This window comes from Alkalihalobacillus sp. CinArs1 (assembly GCF_947387515.1).
Lineage (GTDB): Bacteria > Bacillota > Bacilli > Bacillales > Guptibacillaceae > Guptibacillus.
Map to the genome: position 1 here is coordinate 996700 of NZ_CANDOB010000002.1, position 17266 is coordinate 1013965.

The 17266-nt window shown below is 41.6% G+C and carries 18 protein-coding genes; 13 read left to right on the forward strand and 5 right to left on the reverse strand.

Going from position 1 to position 17266, the window contains the following annotated elements:
- Nucleotides 1–20: 20 nt before the first annotated feature.
- Nucleotides 21–797: an enoyl-ACP reductase FabI gene (gene fabI / locus PFZ69_RS13830; protein ID WP_270181657.1), complete on the forward strand. Its 777-nt coding sequence runs from the start codon at nucleotides 21–23 to the stop codon at nucleotides 795–797.
- Nucleotides 798–830: 33 nt separating this feature from the next.
- On the opposite strand, the gene PFZ69_RS13835 is transcribed toward fabI, so the two are convergent.
- Nucleotides 831–1889, reverse strand: a complete 1059-nt coding sequence (locus tag PFZ69_RS13835) for a CotS family spore coat protein (protein WP_270182049.1) — start codon at nucleotides 1887–1889, stop codon at nucleotides 831–833.
- Nucleotides 1890–2304: 415 nt separating this feature from the next.
- Between PFZ69_RS13835 and PFZ69_RS13840 the strand changes: the two genes are divergently transcribed.
- From PFZ69_RS13840 to PFZ69_RS13855, 4 genes are all read left to right on the forward strand, one after another.
- Complete coding sequence (locus PFZ69_RS13840) at nucleotides 2305–3444, forward strand: glycosyltransferase family 4 protein (protein ID WP_270181658.1); 1140 nt, start codon at nucleotides 2305–2307, stop codon at nucleotides 3442–3444.
- Nucleotides 3445–3614: 170 nt separating this feature from the next.
- The gene (locus PFZ69_RS13845) at nucleotides 3615–4697 is read left to right on the forward strand and encodes a CotS family spore coat protein (RefSeq protein WP_442865186.1); all 1083 of its coding nucleotides are present in this window, start codon (nucleotides 3615–3617) and stop codon (nucleotides 4695–4697) included.
- The gene (locus tag PFZ69_RS13850) at nucleotides 4663–5505 is read left to right on the forward strand and encodes a hypothetical protein (protein WP_270181660.1); all 843 of its coding nucleotides are present in this window, start codon (nucleotides 4663–4665) and stop codon (nucleotides 5503–5505) included. The genes PFZ69_RS13845 and PFZ69_RS13850 overlap by 35 nt, the downstream gene beginning before the upstream one ends.
- A 130-nt stretch (nucleotides 5506–5635) precedes the next feature.
- Nucleotides 5636–5905, forward strand: coding sequence for a hypothetical protein (locus PFZ69_RS13855; RefSeq protein ID WP_270181661.1), 270 nt, complete (start codon nucleotides 5636–5638; stop codon nucleotides 5903–5905).
- 28 nt (nucleotides 5906–5933) lie between these two features.
- On the opposite strand, the gene PFZ69_RS13860 is transcribed toward PFZ69_RS13855, so the two are convergent.
- Genes PFZ69_RS13860 through PFZ69_RS13870 form a run of 3 tightly spaced genes read right to left on the reverse strand, consistent with a single transcriptional unit; the run spans nucleotide 5934 to nucleotide 9498 of the window.
- Nucleotides 5934–7268, reverse strand: a complete 1335-nt coding sequence (locus tag PFZ69_RS13860; protein ID WP_270181662.1) for a glycosyltransferase family 4 protein — start codon at nucleotides 7266–7268, stop codon at nucleotides 5934–5936.
- 5 nt (nucleotides 7269–7273) lie between these two features.
- Nucleotides 7274–8221 (reverse strand): NAD-dependent epimerase/dehydratase family protein, encoded by a 948-nt coding sequence (locus PFZ69_RS13865; protein WP_270181663.1) that lies wholly within the window; start codon nucleotides 8219–8221, stop codon nucleotides 7274–7276.
- The gene (locus tag PFZ69_RS13870; RefSeq protein ID WP_270181664.1) at nucleotides 8218–9498 is read right to left on the reverse strand and encodes a UDP-glucose dehydrogenase family protein; all 1281 of its coding nucleotides are present in this window, start codon (nucleotides 9496–9498) and stop codon (nucleotides 8218–8220) included. Before PFZ69_RS13870 ends, PFZ69_RS13865 begins: the two co-directional genes overlap by 4 nt.
- Before the next feature lie 199 nt (nucleotides 9499–9697).
- Between PFZ69_RS13870 and PFZ69_RS13875 the strand changes: the two genes are divergently transcribed.
- Nucleotides 9698–10495 carry a UTP--glucose-1-phosphate uridylyltransferase gene (locus tag PFZ69_RS13875; RefSeq protein WP_270181665.1) on the forward strand — a complete coding sequence of 266 codons (798 nt, stop codon included), beginning with the start codon at nucleotides 9698–9700 and terminating at the stop codon, nucleotides 10493–10495.
- 98 nt (nucleotides 10496–10593) lie between these two features.
- On the opposite strand, the gene PFZ69_RS13880 is transcribed toward PFZ69_RS13875, so the two are convergent.
- Complete coding sequence (locus PFZ69_RS13880; RefSeq protein WP_270181666.1) at nucleotides 10594–10932, reverse strand: hypothetical protein; 339 nt, start codon at nucleotides 10930–10932, stop codon at nucleotides 10594–10596.
- A gap of 251 nt (nucleotides 10933–11183) precedes the next feature.
- On the opposite strand from PFZ69_RS13880, the gene PFZ69_RS13885 reads away from it, so the two are divergent.
- From PFZ69_RS13885 to PFZ69_RS13915, 7 genes are all read left to right on the forward strand, one after another.
- On the forward strand, nucleotides 11184–11414 hold the full coding sequence (locus PFZ69_RS13885) for a hypothetical protein (protein ID WP_270181667.1): 231 nt from the start codon (nucleotides 11184–11186) through the stop codon (nucleotides 11412–11414).
- A gap of 67 nt (nucleotides 11415–11481) precedes the next feature.
- A complete protein-coding gene (locus tag PFZ69_RS13890; protein WP_270181668.1) occupies nucleotides 11482–12420 on the forward strand; it encodes a glycosyltransferase in 939 nt (312 codons plus the stop codon).
- A gap of 244 nt (nucleotides 12421–12664) precedes the next feature.
- Entirely contained in the window at nucleotides 12665–13762 is a 1098-nt protein-coding gene (gene wecB / locus PFZ69_RS13895) for a non-hydrolyzing UDP-N-acetylglucosamine 2-epimerase (protein ID WP_270181669.1), read from the forward strand.
- Entirely contained in the window at nucleotides 13749–14738 is a 990-nt protein-coding gene (locus PFZ69_RS13900) for a polysaccharide biosynthesis protein (RefSeq protein ID WP_270182050.1), read from the forward strand. The genes wecB and PFZ69_RS13900 overlap by 14 nt, the downstream gene beginning before the upstream one ends.
- The gene (locus PFZ69_RS13905) at nucleotides 14735–15559 is read left to right on the forward strand and encodes a dTDP-4-dehydrorhamnose reductase family protein (protein ID WP_270181670.1); all 825 of its coding nucleotides are present in this window, start codon (nucleotides 14735–14737) and stop codon (nucleotides 15557–15559) included. Before PFZ69_RS13900 ends, PFZ69_RS13905 begins: the two co-directional genes overlap by 4 nt.
- On the forward strand, nucleotides 15552–16445 hold the full coding sequence (locus tag PFZ69_RS13910) for an NAD-dependent epimerase/dehydratase family protein (RefSeq protein WP_270181671.1): 894 nt from the start codon (nucleotides 15552–15554) through the stop codon (nucleotides 16443–16445). The genes PFZ69_RS13905 and PFZ69_RS13910 overlap by 8 nt, the downstream gene beginning before the upstream one ends.
- A gap of 37 nt (nucleotides 16446–16482) precedes the next feature.
- A complete protein-coding gene (locus tag PFZ69_RS13915; protein ID WP_270181672.1) occupies nucleotides 16483–17256 on the forward strand; it encodes a sulfotransferase domain-containing protein in 774 nt (257 codons plus the stop codon).
- Nucleotides 17257–17266 lie beyond the last annotated feature (10 nt).

Sequence of the window (17266 nt, forward strand, 5' to 3'; positions counted from 1 at the left end):
AATCGAGGAGGAGCATGGATATGAACCTGTCTCTTGAAAATCGTACATACGTCGTAATGGGTGTTGCGAATAAACGCAGCATCGCTTGGGGAATTGCTCAAGCACTAAGTAACGCTGGAGCAAGACTTGTTTTTACATATGCTGGCGACCGTTTAGAGAAAAACGTACGCGATCTTGCTGCTACGCTTGATCGTGATGATTCTGTTATTTTACCTTGTGACATAACAGACGATCATGAGATCGAGTCGACTTTTGCAAAGATCAAAGAAGAAGTCGGTGTGATTCATGGACTAGCGCATTGTATTGCGTTTGCGAAAACAGAGGAGCTAAAGGGAGAGTACCTTGAAACAACGAGAGAAGGCTTTATGCTTGCTCACAACATCAGCTCATACTCACTGACAGCTGTATCAAAGGCTGCTCGTCCGTTGATGACAGAAGGTGGAAGCATCTTAACGATGACGTATCTTGGTGGAGAACGTGTCGTGAACAACTATAATGTGATGGGTGTTGCAAAAGCCTCACTAGACGCAAGCATGAAGTACCTTGCGAATGACCTTGGAAAAGATGGCATTCGCGTAAATGCCATTTCAGCTGGACCAATTCGTACCCTTGCTGCAAAAGGCATCGGAGACTTCAACTCTGTCTTAAAAGAAATTGAAGAGAAATCACCTCTTCGTCGAACAGTAACGAAAGAAGATGTAGGAAATACTGCACTCTTCTTGATGAGTGATCTTTCAGGTGGTATCACCGGAGAAATGATTCACGTCGATAGCGGCTACAACATTATCGCAACATAAGGGAAACGCCTCGGCACATGCCGGGGCGTTTTCTTATAGCAGCTGAGAAAGCTGTTCTGTTTTGCGTTTTTCATATTCAAACGCTGCCATCAATTCCTCTGGCATAATGTCATTCTTTCTTCCAAACCGCTCGCTGACCGTTTCGTAAAGTTCATAAGGGAATAGCATGTCGATATACATCACATTCTTTTGTTCTGGAGTTAACGGTGCAACTTCTTCATATGCGGCTAACATCAGTTCAAACAGCTGATGATCCCATACACCCGTATCGCCCATCAGTGGAATGATTACTTTACGCAAATCTCGAATCGGCAAGTCGAAGGTAGTTGTATCAAGGTCAATGATCCAGATCTGTTCTTCTGAAAGAAGTGTGTTTCCAGTTCCGTAATCCTGGTGACATAGACTTGGTTTCTTCTTACAAGCCGCTACCCATTCAGGATAATGAGAAGCACGGAGTTGGTCTAAAATTTCTCTTCCTTTCACGATGAATGGATCGATCTCTGCTAAATAAAGCTGGCAAAAAGGGTCTTCTGGAAAACGTTTTGCGATCAGTTTCCAAGTTTCCATCTGCTGGCATCTCTTAATGTAGTGCTTAGGCCATTTACCAAGTTTAGAGAAGATTGGTGTTGCAGGAGGGGGAACATAGCCAACTGACTGTGTATGATAGTCCCCAAGTCCTCTCATCATCCACTGCAAGTCTTCTGGAACGGTCAAGTTAAACGGTCTACCTTCAATCCATTCATATACAACAAACAGGAATGGACCATGTTTTGTATAAAGACTGCCATCTTTATTTGGAATGATTCCAGGCACGCGCATACCCTTCTTTGCTAAATAATCCTGCGCATGAATGGAAAAGAGTGCTTTCTTTTCAGGACGATGTATCCTCTTTAAACACTTAGGTCCTTCGTCAGTCATAAACTTCCATACAAGAGCCATCTGTCCGCCTTGTATAACTTCGATACTCAATACGTTAAATTCCCAATTAGGGAGTAAAAGTTCCGCAAGCTTCGTTAGCTTTTCCTGCATTTCTGGTGTAAGTTCTGTACCGGCTTCTTCCTCTTCTGGATCAACAAGGTTGCTTAAATCCATGCTGTGAAACGAATCGCTTACGGGCGCGTCGATGGTTACCTCAACATCACTTTCATCGGCAATGTCTGAAGAACGAAACACTACCTGATTGGATCCTCTGAATTCTTCTGAGGCTCCATCTTTATTGTGCCAAGTTTCCATAAGTTCACCTACCTATCATATCTGTTCCTAATACGTTATGGAGAATGAGATAGTCATGTCACCATTTTCGACCAATCTATTGAAAAATAGGTATATTTAACAGGTGGTAAAGCCCTTTTTATGTTTTAGGTATAGGATTTCGCACAACCTTCCTTTTCCTCCGTATCATGCTTATAAACAGAATTTTAAGTGGTCTTCTGCTTAACGTTCTAAAACTTATCAACGTCATCAGACGTTCGCATACGGAGTCTTAAAGAATTAAAGGAGGGTGAACATGAAAATAGCCTTAGTCGCAACAGAGAAGTTGCCTGTTCCAGCAATACGGGGCGGTGCGATTCAAATTTATTTAGAAGCCGTTTCAAAACTTCTAGCAAATCATCATGATGTGACTGTCATATCGATCGATGATGTGAATTTGGAATCAAGAGAAAAAAGCAATGGAGTGCAGTACATTCGCATCAATCAGGAAGATTATTTAGAAGGGCTTATCCAAGAGATCAGTGATAACAGGTTCGACGTTATCCATGTTTGTAATCGTCCAGCTTGGATCGAACAATTAAAGAAGGCGTCACCTACGAGTAAGTTTATCTTGAGCGTGCATAATGAAATGTTTGCACAAGGAAAGATGGAGGACGAAGAAGGAGAGACGTGTATCTCCCTCGTTTCGAAAATCGTTACGGTGAGTGATTATATCGGGCGAACGATCACAGATCGTTTTCCTTCAGCGCGAGGAAAAGTGCAAACGGTTTATTCTGGTGTGGACTTAAACACCTATCACCCGAGATGGACATCGAAAGGCAGAGAACTAAGGAATTCGATCAAGTCTCAATTGAATATTGAAAATAAGAAGGTCATCTTGTTCGTCGGAAGGCTGAGTAAAGTAAAAGGGCCTCATATTCTGCTTCATGCGCTGCCAAAAATTATCGAACAACATCCAGATGCACACATGGTTTTCATTGGATCTAAATGGTTTGGTGAGAACGATGTAAACAACTATGTAAAGCACCTTTATACACTAGGTGCCATGTATCCTGACAACATTACGTTCATTAAATTTGTTGAGCCGAAGGACATTCCAAAGCTCTACTCGATGGCGGATGTTTTCGTATGTTGTTCACAGTGGCAAGAGCCGCTCGCACGTGTTCATTACGAAGCGATGGCTGCTGGATTACCTGTATTAACAAGTGACCGTGGAGGCAACCCCGAAGTGATTGTGGAGGGAAAGAACGGGAACGTGATCCATCAATTTGATGAGCCTACTGCCTATGCAGATATGATTGGCAAGTTTCTTTCAAGTGAAGGAACTCGAGATCGCTACGGTAAATTTGGCCGTGCGTATGTCGAGGAGAAGTTTGGCTGGAATCGAGTAGCGTCTAACTTAAAATCCGTTTATGAAGCTGCTTCTAGACGGTAGAGGAAGAGAGGGAAACGATCGTGGAAGAAGAAAGGAATCTTGAGCAGGAGTTAGAAGATTTGGAACATGCTGAAGAGGCTGAAGACGTAAGTGAAGACATAGACGGTGAAGAGATCGATGATTTGAATGAAGACATGGAAGATCTAGCTGACGACGGAGATTATTCTCTTGTGCATGAAACAGCCAATCTTGCTGAATTGAACCAGGTACTCCGTTATTATCCCGTTGAACCGACAGCGGTTCATTTGATCTTCAGTAGACAAGGACGAACAAAATGGCGTGTGCATACGAAGCAAGGAACGATGATGTTGAGGCAAGAGTTCATCAGACCCGATCGGATGCTTTACATTGCAGGTGCACATTGGCATCTCCAAGAAAAAGGCATGCCGATCGCAAAGTTGATTCGAACTCGAAACAATGGATTGATCCTTGCGGGTGAAGACCATGCTTATGTTCTGTATGAAGATGTAGAAGGCGAAACGATGCTGTATTACGATAAAGAACAGACGAAGAAAACGATGGCGTTTATCGGACAATTCCACAATGCCTCGAAAGGATACGTTCAACCTGAAGGAAGCAAGAAGCGAAGTCGAATAGACAAGTGGCATAAGCTATATCGCTGGAAGATTCAAGAGTTAGAAGGCTATAAAAAGCTTGCGAACGACTACACAACGGATCAATTCTCAATTCTGTTTTTACAACAGGTCGATTTGATGCTCGCCCGTGCAAAAGAAGCTTTAGCTGAACTAGACAATCCAAACTTTTCTTCATGGACGAATGAAGTTTTTGAGTCAAAAATGTTCTGTCAGCAAGATTTCACGATGGCTCGTTTGATCGAGAAAGATGGGGCTGCCTTCATGAGAGATCTTCATTCAGTGAATGCTGATTTACCATCTCGAGATATTCGTATTCTGATGAATAAAGTAATGAAGAAGCTTGCGGTTTGGGATCATGAGCTAGCAGAGGAGATGCTCATCCATTATGACCAGGTCCATCCCCTAACAGAAGGGCAATATCGGGTCCTATGGACAGATTTGAAATTTCCTCATTTATTCTGTGCCATCGCTCATAAATACTATCTCAGTCAGAAAAGATCCTGGTCAGATGAAAAATATTTGATGCACATTCAGAACATTATCGCTGTAGAAAATTCAAAGGAAGAGTTTCTATCGAATTTTGATGGAATTTTCAAAGGAATAAAAGGAGGTGTCATAAGCGATGGAACAAGTTTCACAGCAGAAAGCGATTCCTAAGTTAGAGCTTGAAGAGTTTCGATTCTCTCCTCCTGGTTCGATGGGGTGGAGTTATGCGGAATATGAAAAAATCCTTGATGGGCAAGCGGAGTTAGAAGTAGACACCACATCTTCACTTCATACACCTCCGATTCCAACGACAAACTTGAAAGAATTGCCTCCAGGCGATGGAACGATCAACATACCCCTTGTTTCTTCAGAAGAGCTTAGCCCCGAAAGTGTTAGTGAGGAGCCTGAAACTAGTAGTGCTCCAATAGAAGAACCGACTATGGAATTAAGCGAGATAGAAGAAGTTGTACAGAACGTTGAAGAAGCCCCGGTAGCAGAAGAGACACATGGAGAAGTTGAAGAGAAGTATGCACTTACGGTGAGAACGATCGGTCGACCTCGTAATTTAGGTAAAAGCAGATATCGTTGCCCAGTTATGAATCAGCAATCATTCTTCCAAGAAGATTGTGGCTGTGAAGAACCTATTGTAGAAGATGAGGAGTTAGAAGTTGAAGACGTGCTGGAGGTTGAGGAAACGACTGAAGATGTAACCGATGAGCTAGAGGTTGAAGAAGTAGAGGATGAGTTACCGATTGAAGAAGAGGTCAAATTAGAAGGACACGTGATTAAAGAAGACGAAGATGAAGACGAAGACGAAGATGAAGATGAAGATGATGAGGACGAAGATGAAGACGATGACGAAGATGAAGATGAAGATGAAGATGAAGATGAAGATGAAGATGAAGATGAAAAATGCGTAAAGAAAGTGAGAGTAATCGATAGCCCAATGAAGGCTTCTTCAATCTGGGTACCAGCTTGATCGAAAAATAGGTTCATCAGTGGAAGGTAAATCGCACCATTTGTCCTATACAAAAAATCAAAATGCTCATACCCTATAAAGAATTCTTTAACGAGAATACAATGCAAATTAACGAAAAAGGGGAATTATGATGGCGCATCACGATAAGCACGAAGAAGTATTGAAAAAGCTGCAAGAAATGCTTGCAGGAGGAGAAGTCGAAGAAGTGGAACTAGCGTTTGAAATGGTGAGTGGAGAAGAGCTCTCATTCGAGTTTGACTTAGACGATGACGAGGAAGAGGAAGAGGAAGTAGCAGAGGAAGAAGAGGAAGAAGAGGAAGCAGCAGCTATTGAAGATACTCAAATCCTTGATGATGAAGAGGAAGAAGAGTTTGACGAAGAGGACGAAGAAGACGAGTAAAAAGAAATAGAACCGGTCACGACCGGTTCTATTTCTTTTTTTGTCTGTAAGTTCTATCGAAGATCCAGGGTTCCTCTAATTTAGACTGCCTCGTTTCTTGTACAGGGGTAGATGAACGTTCAGGAAATATAAACGTGTCATCGTCAAAATCTTCAACTTCCTCAACTACCTCATCTTCCTCAACTGGTTCAAGCGATTGTTCTATGGCGGGTAGAATGGTTTCTAAAGGACATGCCTTACGATATACGCGTTCTAAGCGGTTTGCGACGTGTTGAAACGTATGATTCGCTTCTACTACTTTACGTCCATTTAAGCTCAATTCTATCGCTTTCTCAGGGTGGTTTAACAAGTCACATACTGCCCTTGCGAAAGATGAGGGTTGCCGGTATGCTCCTACAACAAGACCATTGTGCATATGCGTTACAACCTCAGCATTTCCTCCTCGTTTCGTTGTGATGAGTGGAACACCAGCTGCCATCGCTTCATAATGGACACGAGCGAGGGGCTCCTGCCACTGTGAACTGCAGACAAAAACATCACCGAGTAAGAAGGTTCTTGGTATGTCCTCGTGAGGAATATATTTTGTAAAGAGCACATGATCTCCTAACGGTTTAGCAAGTTTGTAGAGGTATGAGACGTATTCATTCAAACGGTTGTCGCTAAACCATTTTCCTCCACAAATAACGAGTACCGCGTCGGGGTGTTCTTTTAAAATGGCTGGCATCGCTTTGATCAAAAGATGTGGTCCTTTTGTCTTACTGAGTCTTCCGATGAACAGGATCACTTTTCGGTTCGTTAGTTGGTACTTCTGTTTTAACTTTTGTTTGATCTTGTTTCCCTCTTCCGTCCACGAAGGTTGAAACTGGGTTAGATCGACACCAGAATAGACGACTTGAATCTTCTCATCGGCTTCTGGAAACCGATTTAATATCGTTCCTCTAATATAATTGCTGACTGTCATGATTTGGGATGCGCACTCGATCGCTTTCATGCCTTCTTCATCACTTAGTTTCCGCTCTTTAAACATATCGTTATGAAGACTCAGTACAATCTGGCTTTCTGGCATGACGCTCTTATACAGAATAACAGCTTTGGGTCTGTTAAAAACATGGATGAGGTCAAAAGGTGTCATCTCAGTAAGTACTTCTGCAACATTTTCGCTGTAATTTTCACGAGGGACTCGTATATACGTAACGGAATCTATCTCTTCATAGTCAGGTAATTCTGGGTCTTGAACAGAGAAAACGGTCATGGAGTGGTGTTCTGTGAGATAAGGAAGCACCCCATCGATCATCATCTGAATCGCCCCACCTTTTACAGCGGGAGATGGAAGTTTCTCTGTGCAAACGTAGGCGATATTCACTATCCTCAATCCTTTCTACCGTATAACTTGGTTAAATCTATAATTTCATTCATTAACCCTTCCCTTAGCAACACGCTTGGTCGATAGTTTAACAGGTTTTCAGCTTTTGAAATATCAGCCCATGTGTGCATCGGCTCACCTGTTGCTTTCGGTACGAAATTGATCTTGGCTTTCTTAGAGAGAAGTTCTTCTAGTATGGAAATCACATCTAGGACGGTAGCACGTTCTTTTCCACCTATGTTGATCGTTTCCCCAACGACGTTGTCTGCATCTTTTACAGCTGCCGTCGCTTGTACACAGTCGCTCACATAGGTGAAATCTCTTGATTGAAGCCCGTTTCCGTAAACTGTAATCGGCTTATCTTGCAGCATTTGCTTGATGAATCGATGGAATGCCATATCAGGGCGTTGTCTTGGGCCATACACTGTGAAGTAACGCAAAATGACGACAGGCACCCCGAAATAGAGATGATAAATATGACAAAGCTGTTCTCCTGTGAGCTTTGTTACTCCGTAGGGTGAGAGGGGAACCGTTTTCATATCTTCTGAAACCTTTCCAACCTTCTCCCCATAGACTGAGGAGGTGGAGACATAGATGAATTTTGTGATTGAGTGATTTCTACTTGCTTCTAGTAGTTTTTGAGTGACCAGGCCATTGTTGAGGATGTAGCGTTCAAAGTCGCTGCCGAAACTTGATCTTACACCAGGTATCCCAGCAAGGTGGTAGATCACATCCACATTTTTTAACAACCCTGAGAGGTCTTGCTTTAAAAGGTCAATGTCGTAGAGCTTGAATTTTGGTCGTTTGAGCAGCTGCTTTATGTTTCTTATCTTGGTTTCATTTCCCTCGATGTCCAGGTCGATTCCAATCACGTCGGTTTCGGACGTATTAAGAAGCTGCTCACATAGGTGCGAGCCAACAAAGCCGGCAGCACCCGTTACGAGAATCGTCATGCTCGACCAACCCCAAGATAAGTTAAACCAGCATGTTTTACTTCTTCTGGATCAAGAAAGTTCCGACCATCCAATACAATCCTTCCTTTCAATTCGTTCCTCACTCGTTCCCAATCAGGTGATTTGAATAGTGCCCAGTCGGTTGCAACGATTAACGCGTCTGAACCTGATAGCGCATCATACATATCGTTCGTTTGATGGATAAATAGGTTTTCAGCATGTGCTTCTGGATCGAATGCAAAGACTGAACACCCGCTTTTTATGAGTTTTTCGCAGAGTTTTATCGATTGCGAATCACGTATATCATCTGTATTAGGTTTAAAAGAAAGCCCCCAAACTGAAATTCGCTTTCCTTCTAGTCCTCGTAATTTCTTTTCTAACTTCCTGATGTAGTAATCGACCTGTTCACTGTTAACTTGCTTTACAGCCTTTAATAGCTGAGTTGAAATCCGCTTCTTTCTTGCAGCATAACAAAGTGCATCGAGGTCTTTTGGAAAACACGAACCGCCATAACCAAGTCCGGACTGTAAAAAGTGCGGTCCGATTCTCGGATCGATTCCTAGTGACGAGGCTACGTCAGTAACATCGACGTGATACTTGTCGCAAACTCTTGCGAATTCATTGATGAACGAAATTTTTGTAGCAAGAAATGCGTTCGATGCGTATTTCATCATCTCAGCTCCTGCTAAGGTCGTCTCGATAACGGGAGCTGATAACTGTGCGTATAGTTCTTTCACCCGTTTTCTTGCTTTTGCAGATCTCGAGCCAATCACAATTTTATCCGGATGAAACGAATCGTAAATGGCAGAGCCCTCTCTTAAAAATTCAGGGTTCGAGACGACATCGAACAGGTTTTGGTCGACTCCTTTCTCGATGAGGTAGTTGTGTGCCCACTCATTTGTACCAGGAGGGACGGTGCTTTTAATAATGATCGTTTTGTGTGTGGAGATTTTTTGCGAGATGTGTTGGAACACTTTCTTAAAAGCTGTTAAATCAGAATCGCCGTTCGGCTTCGGCGGGGTACCGACAGCGATGAGTATGGTAGGAGAATGAAGCATACATGCTTCACGATCATCAGAGAAGATCAAACGTCCATTCTTGGTGTTCTTTTTTATTAAATCCTCGAGCTCCGGCTCGTGTATAGGGCAAATCCCTTGGTTTAATTTCTCGATCTTATCGATATCTTTATCGATGCAATGGACGTTGTGTCCAAGTTCAGCAAGCAAAACGGCTGTCGTTAGACCAACATAGCCTGCACCAACGATACATATATCCATCCGGTGTTCCCTCCAATAACAATCACATTACTTTATATCGTATTAGGCTTGAAGGCGTTGGTGTGATGAAATTGCATGAGTTGGTAATAAATAGGCATTCATCCGTAATGCTTATTCGCCTGTTTTTCAAAAGACAAGTTACTGTGTTTTAACCCTTGAATAAAGTATTAAAATAGAGAACAGAGGAAGGGGAGCACGTATGATAAAGAAAGCAGTGATTCCTGCAGCCGGTTATGGTACAAGAAGCCTACCGATTACAAAAGTAATACCAAAAGAGATGTTCCCAATCTGTGGTAAACCGGCGATCCACTATGTAGTAGAAGAAGCAGTTGCTTCTGGTATAGAAGAAATATTGATCATCATCTCTCGAACAAAAAACCTTATCATGGATTACTTTGATCACTCATTAGAACTTGAAGCGTTTCTAGAGCGTGTAAATAAAACACACTTATTAAAGAAAACGGAGGTCCCAAACGTCTCCATCCAATATGTAAGGCAGTCTCATGCAAAGGGGTTGGGTGATGCGATCTCTCTCGCAAAGTCGTTTACTGGTGAAGACCCATTTGCTGTACTACTTCCAGATGACATCTTCCTTGGAACGCCAGCTCTATCTGAGTTGATCGAGGTATATAATAAGAGCCGAGCAAATGTGATCGCAGTGAAAGAGGTAGCAGAACAGCACCTTAAAGACTATGGAGTAATAAAAGGAAAGCAAACGTCTGAAGGAATTTACGAGATTTCAGATCTAGTAGAAAAACCTGCTTCCAATCCGCCTTCAAATCTCGCAGTAACAGGAAGATATATATTTACCAAGAACATCTATGAAAAGTTGAATAAGCTGAATCCTGGTAAAGGGGGCGAAATTCAACTGACAGATGCAATAAAGGATATTCTTACAGAAGAGCGATGCCTCGCCAGAATTTCTTCAGGTGAACGGTTTGATATTGGGAAAGAAGAGGAGTATATCAAGTTGATTCAGGCTATTTATCGAACATGAGTGAAAAGAATGAAAAGCTTCTATTGATTAGAGGCTTTTTTCAAATTAAAAAAGGCTGCTTTTCAGCAACCTTCATGGATGAGGAAAATCTATTATTCTCAGTTTGCAGCGCGAGAAATACCAGCAAGCGTGCTACAGTCGATGATAACTGTTCTAGGTGTTCCTGCGGCATCTACTGGTGTGTAACGGAACCTTGCGCAACAGCTGTGCGATTCAAACCCCATAAAAGTGAATGTTGTAGGATTTTCTGCACCACTCATATACATATATCCTGTTTGACCTTTAGGAAGTAAATACACTTCAGTCATTGTATCTTCCCAAATATCACAGTTGTTTCCGTTAGCCATGCGGCGCAACACATCACATACACAACCTTTGCAATGTGAAGTAGGTCTTACAGAACCACAACATGTATCGTCAAAAAGACTTCTTCTCATATCATTTCCTCCTTATCGAAAGATCAACCTGACAATTTTCAGGCTTACAATAATGTATTAGAAGTTGGTACAAAGTGTATGAGCAATACAACCATTTATTTACAAAATAGTTATCTAACACCTTGTTTTTACGTGTTAAATAAATTATTTTTTGAAAAAATGATATTTGTCCAAACAACCATTTTTTGGATACATATTTATATTAAAGTAGGTTGAATAAACCTAGAATTTATTTTGAGAGGAGATATCGTATGGGTTTGAGAGTATTGAATTCCAAATTGTATCAGTACAAAAACTCGAATACAGTCTTTACGATGGTGCATGTGACTGAAACGCAAAATAGTGATGGAACACCAGATCTTGCAGGTGTCATGATTAAGGAAATCGGTTTTGACTATGTCATCTTTACTCCTGTAGGGGCTTCCGGACAGGCTAATGAAATTCTGGTATGTACAGATCAAATCGTTTCACTAGAACTATAATTTTCTTGAAGGTTTCACAACTGTGAAACCTTTTTTATATTCTGCTAGAAAGAAAGGGTGTGAACGGATGGTCCGGAAACGAACGATCTTATTTATTACAAAAGATTTATCAAAGCATGTAGAGCGCAGCAGTTATTATTTGGTGAGAGAATTACAAAAACGCGCAAACGTCATCTTTTGGCATGATCATGGATTGTTACCTGACATTCTAGCTAAGATTCAAGTACGTCCAGATTTCATTCTGATGAACGATCTACATCCTACTTATTGCCCTTTTATAAGAAGAATAAATGAAACAGACATACCGGTCGGAATCTTTATGCATGACCTTCATTATAAAAAGCAGCACCGTAAACGGTTTATCGAGAAAGGGAACGTGTCTGTAATCTTTGCTCACTATCGAGATGCGTTTTTAAAATGGTATCCGGAATTTCAGGATCGCTTCATTTGGTTTCCTCATCATGTCGACACATCGATCTTCAAAGATTATAAGCTAGGTAAAAGTACTGATTATTTAATGCTTGGTGCATTGTTTCCAAGCTTCTATCCACTGCGTGCGAGTATGTACAACCAATTGAAGGCTACGACGAATTTTAAATACTATGAACATCCTGGATATAAACGAATTGGCAAAGGTCATTTAGCAGGGGAAGCTTACGCAATGGAATTAAATCGTGCGAAGATGTTTTTTACGTGTGACTCGATCTACCATTATCCAGTACTAAAATATTTTGAAGTGCCAGCATGCAATAGTCTACTTTTAGCTTCCTCATCGAAAGAATTAACAGATCTCGGGTTCGTTGATGGGAAAACCTTTGTGGCTGTTCATGAACAGAATGTGCTTCAGAAAGCTTCGTATTATTTGAAACATGAAAAAGAACGACTTCAAATAGCAAGAGCAGGTCATCAGATGGTGATTGCGAATCATTCCACATCGAAACGAGCAGATGAGCTGATGGAACACATCGAAAAAGTGATCATAGATAAAGAAAAGACGCGAAGGTAAGGACACACTTCAGTGTCTTTTTGTTGTGTTAAGATTTGTCGATTTTCCGATTCAAAAGCCTGTGACCATAACTGAACTACAGAAATACTTCCTAGAATAATAGATTTTCATTGGTTTCAATTTATCGTGTTAAACGGAATGCCGTTTTTTTACAAATATAGTGTGCTAACCATATCAAACTGTTAATAACTTACATAACCTATCAGTAAGCTGTCCTAGAAATCTAGCAGGAGGGGAAGGAACCATGAAAATCATTACCGTTTTAGGTACTAGACCTGAAATCATACGGTTGAGCTTGATCATCGATAAGCTCGATCATCTAGCAGATAAGCATGTACTTATCCATACAGGGCAAAACTTCACGAAAACCCTCAGCAGCATCTTTTTTAAGGAGCTCGGTATAAGAGAGCCTGATTATATGTTATTTAATCAGCAACAATCGCTAGGAGAACAGCTCGCGACCATGTATCGAGAGCTTGAAATCATATTTAAAAAAGAAATGCCTGATAAGGTTCTTGTGTTAGGAGATACAAACAGTGCGTTAAGTGCCATTTTAGCAGAGCGGATGGGAATTCCTGTCGTGCACATGGAAGCTGGAAACCGATGCTTTGATTGGTCTGTACCTGAAGAGAAAAACCGACGTGTCATCGATGCGATCTCAACATTCAATCTTCCGTATACGCCTCAAAGTAAAGAAAACCTCTTACGGGAAGGCATTGCGACCAATCGGGTTTATGTTTCTGGAAATCCGATCAATGAAGTGTTGAAACATAATCAAGCTAAGATCAATGAAAGCTCAATTCTTGAGGATCTTAACCTGACAAAAAAGGATTATTTCCTAGTTACGGCTCATCGGGCTGAAAACGTTGATTATGATGAGAACCTCAAAGAAATCCTTCAAGGAATGAATCATGTTGTTAAAACACATGGTAAACGGATGATTTGTAGTGTTCACCCGCGTACAAGATCACGTTTGTCACAATTGAATGGCATCGAATTAGATCCCCTCATCGAATTTCATGAACCGTTCGGATTTTTTGACTTCGTGAAGCTTGAACAGAATGCAAAGTGTGTTCTAACAGATAGCGGTACTGTCCAGGAAGAATGTTGTTTGTTCTATATTCCTACAGTAACGATACGAAAAACAACGGAACGTCCAGAAACCGTTGCATGTGGAAGCAACATTGTTTCAGGTTTAAATGCGATGAATATTTTGCGAGCAGTGAACGTGATGGTGAATCAACCTTCGGAATGGGATCTTCCAGAAGGCTATGCAGATGATGCAGTTTCAGATAAAGTGGTGAAATTTTTAATGGGAGGGCTACATGTTGTTCCACAATAAAACGATACTGGTAACTGGGGGAACTGGATCATGGGGAAATGAACTTGTAAAGCAATTGCTTGAAAAACAGCCGAGCGAAATAAGAGTTTTCTCGAGAAATGAGTCCAGTCAAGTCGCGATGAAACGAGCTTTTCATCAAGAGAAAAAGCTTAAATTTATTATAGGAGATATTAAGGAAAAGGACGGTCTAATCGAGGCAACGAAAGGGGTAGACTTTGTTTTTCATCTTGCAGCTCTTAAGCATGTTCCGGTATGTGAGGATCAACCTTTAGAAGCGATGAAGACAAATGTCATTGGGACCCAAAACGTAATCGATGCGGCTATTCTTAATAACGTTGAAAAAGTAATCTATATTTCGACGGATAAAGCAGCGAATCCATCGAACTTTTACGGATTCACAAAAGCGATGGGTGAGCGTTTGATCATTCATGCGAATGTTCTCAAATCGAATACAACGTTCGTATGCGTGCGTGGCGGGAACGTGTTAGGCACGAACGGGAGCGTTATCCATGTATTTAAGAACCAGATAGAAGAACACGGTAAAATCGGTATAACAGATATGAGGATGACACGATTTTTCTTAACGCTTGAAGATGCGATCAAGCTTCTTTTCAAAGCAACGTACGAAAGCAAGGGTGGCGAGATTTTCGTTATGAAGATGCCTACATGTAAGATTGTAGACCTTGCAGATGTGCTGATCGAAGCGTCTGGTAAGGAAAATGTAGACATCGAAGTACTTGGCATACGACCAGGCGAAAAGTTGCACGAGTTACTATTTTCAGAGTATGAAAGTCAGAGCACGGTGTATTACGACAAAGAATACTTCGTGATCTTACCATCAATTACAGTAGACGGGCTTCAGGAATATTACGCTGACTTTAAGCAAGTAGAACTAGAAAACTATAATTCTAGCGAGAATTTGATGTCGAGAGATGAGTTGAAGAATCTCCTTCAAAAAGGTGGATTCATCTCATGAAGCTACTTGTCTTAGGTGGAAAAGGAATGGCCGGGCATATGATCGTGGATTATTTCCAGCGAAAAGACGGCTGGGATGTCTCCTATACTTGCCGGGACAGCAATAGTGGTGGAATCTATTTAGACGTACTCATACCGAGCCAGGTAGAAGAGTTGATCGATCAGATGAAACCGGACATCGTGATCAACGCGATTGGAATCTTGAATCAGCACGCCGAGCGAAATAAAACAGAAGCCTTCCAAGTCAACAGCTTACTCCCTCATCAGCTTGCAAAGTTAACGAAGCGGTATGGCGGGAAGCTTGTTCATATCAGCACAGACTGTGTATTTTCAGGTGAGAAGGGTGATTATACAGAGTTTGATTCCAAGGATGGAACGTCTGTTTACGCAAAAACAAAAGCAATGGGCGAGGTGAACGATGACAGTGCGTTAACGATCCGAACTTCAATCGTGGGTCCAGAACTGAAGAAGGACGGTATCGGATTGCTACTGTGGTTTATGCAGCAAAAAGGAGAAATAAAAGGGTATAAGAACATGATGTGGAATGGCGTAACAACGCTTGAGCTAGCGAAGGCGATCGACTGTTTGCTTTTGAACAACGTAACAGGACTCTATCATCTATGCGTTGGTGAGAAGGTATCGAAATACGAGCTCCTACACTTGTTCAAAAATGCATTTAATAAAGATGACGTACGCATCACACCTGATGAAGAAGTCGTGCTAGATCGTACGATCGTGAATACGCGGAAAGACTTTATTTATACACCTCCTAATTATGAATCGATGCTAAAGGAACTTAAGGATTGGATGGAAGATGAGTGATGACTCCATTCTAATCACGGGCGCGTCTGGTTTTACGGGACAGCATGCGTGCAGACACTTTCTTAAGACTGATCTGAAGGTTACTGCTGTCGTTCGAAACACTTGCTTAGAAGGTTTGCGTTCGGTCCAGTGTGATTTAACAGACAAGAATGCTATCGATCGTTTGATAAAAGAAGAACAGCCAACATATGTGCTCCACCTCGCAGGGGTAAACGCAGTTCAGACGTCATGGGAAAATCCGGTGAGTACGTTAGAAGCAAATGTGTTATCGACGGTTTATTTGCTCGATGCGATACGAACTACGAAGCCTTCGACAAAAGTCGTGATGGTTGGCTCTGCACTTCAATATGATCCTGCTAAAGGAAAACCCAGCCACCCTTATGCGCTGAGTAAAACGATGCAGTCGCAGGTCGCTCTTCACTTGGCAGAATTGTATAACCTTCACGTTGTATTAGCTAAGCCAACAAACCTAATAGGTCCAGGAAATTCTTCTGGGATATGTGCACTGCTTACGAAACACATCGTAGATATGGAACGAAACCTTACGTCCGAGGCGTTTTCTGTTTCGAATCTACAGGTGAAAAGGGATTTCCTTGACGTCCGTGATGTGGTAAGTGCTTATGAGAAGTTATTCGTTACAGGAGAAAGGACACGAACATACGATCTTGCTACTGGAAGACTTGTCGCACTGCAAGAGGTAGTGAGGGAGCTTGAGACGTTAACAGAGGTATCTCATTTCGTAGTCGACAAGAAACTTGGTGAGAATGGAACTGTTATTCCGATGGATGTGTCGAACATTAAAAACCTTGGTTGGAATCCGACATACTCCCTTCGCCAGAGTCTAGAAGATTCTCTAGAGTACTATAGAAACCTTGAGCAGGCGTGAGCCATAGTATTTTACTACGAGAAAGTGAGGAACGACATTGTCTAAAACAAATGAATTAGATCCTTTTATCATGATTTCAATTCCAAAGAGCGGCACACATTTGCTTAAGCAAATTCTGCTTGGCATCCCTGGAATGAAACACTTCCCTGATAAAGGGATGTTTGGTCACTTCAATAATCAACCGAAGCTACAGCTTTCTAGAACAGAGAATCTAGAAAAAAATGAGTTTGTGAATGGTCATTTGTTCTGTTCGGATGAATGGGATGCGTTTTTTACGAAGTTGAATATGAAGAAGATATTTGTCATGAGAGACCCGCGAGACGTTGTTGTTTCTTATGCGTATTTTATTCCTACTTTAGAAATACACCCACTCTACGAAACATTCACACAAAAAGGATTTACCCATCGTGATCGCATGAAGTTCTTAATTGAAGGTGGTCAACCGATCACGCCTCAAAAGCCTTATCAGCCGAACATTGAAGAATGGTATACAAGTTTTTCTAAATGGAAGGACCGTCCGAATGTTTTTACGATCCGGTTTGAAGACTTAATTTCATCAGAACGAAATCGAATTCTCGTTCTTCATCATCTCGTTAAATTTCTATGGAAAGACGATTCTGTTCCTAAATCGCGATCTTGGATGGTAGGAAATATGCTTAAGAACATCGACCCTTCTACATCACCAACGTTTCGAAAAGGTACGATAGGCGGCTGGCAAGGCGAGTTCGATTCTGATTTAAAGAGTCTATTTAAAAAAGAGAGTGGTACCCTTTTAACATCGTTAGGATATGAAAAAACTCCAGATTGGTAATCAAAAACGG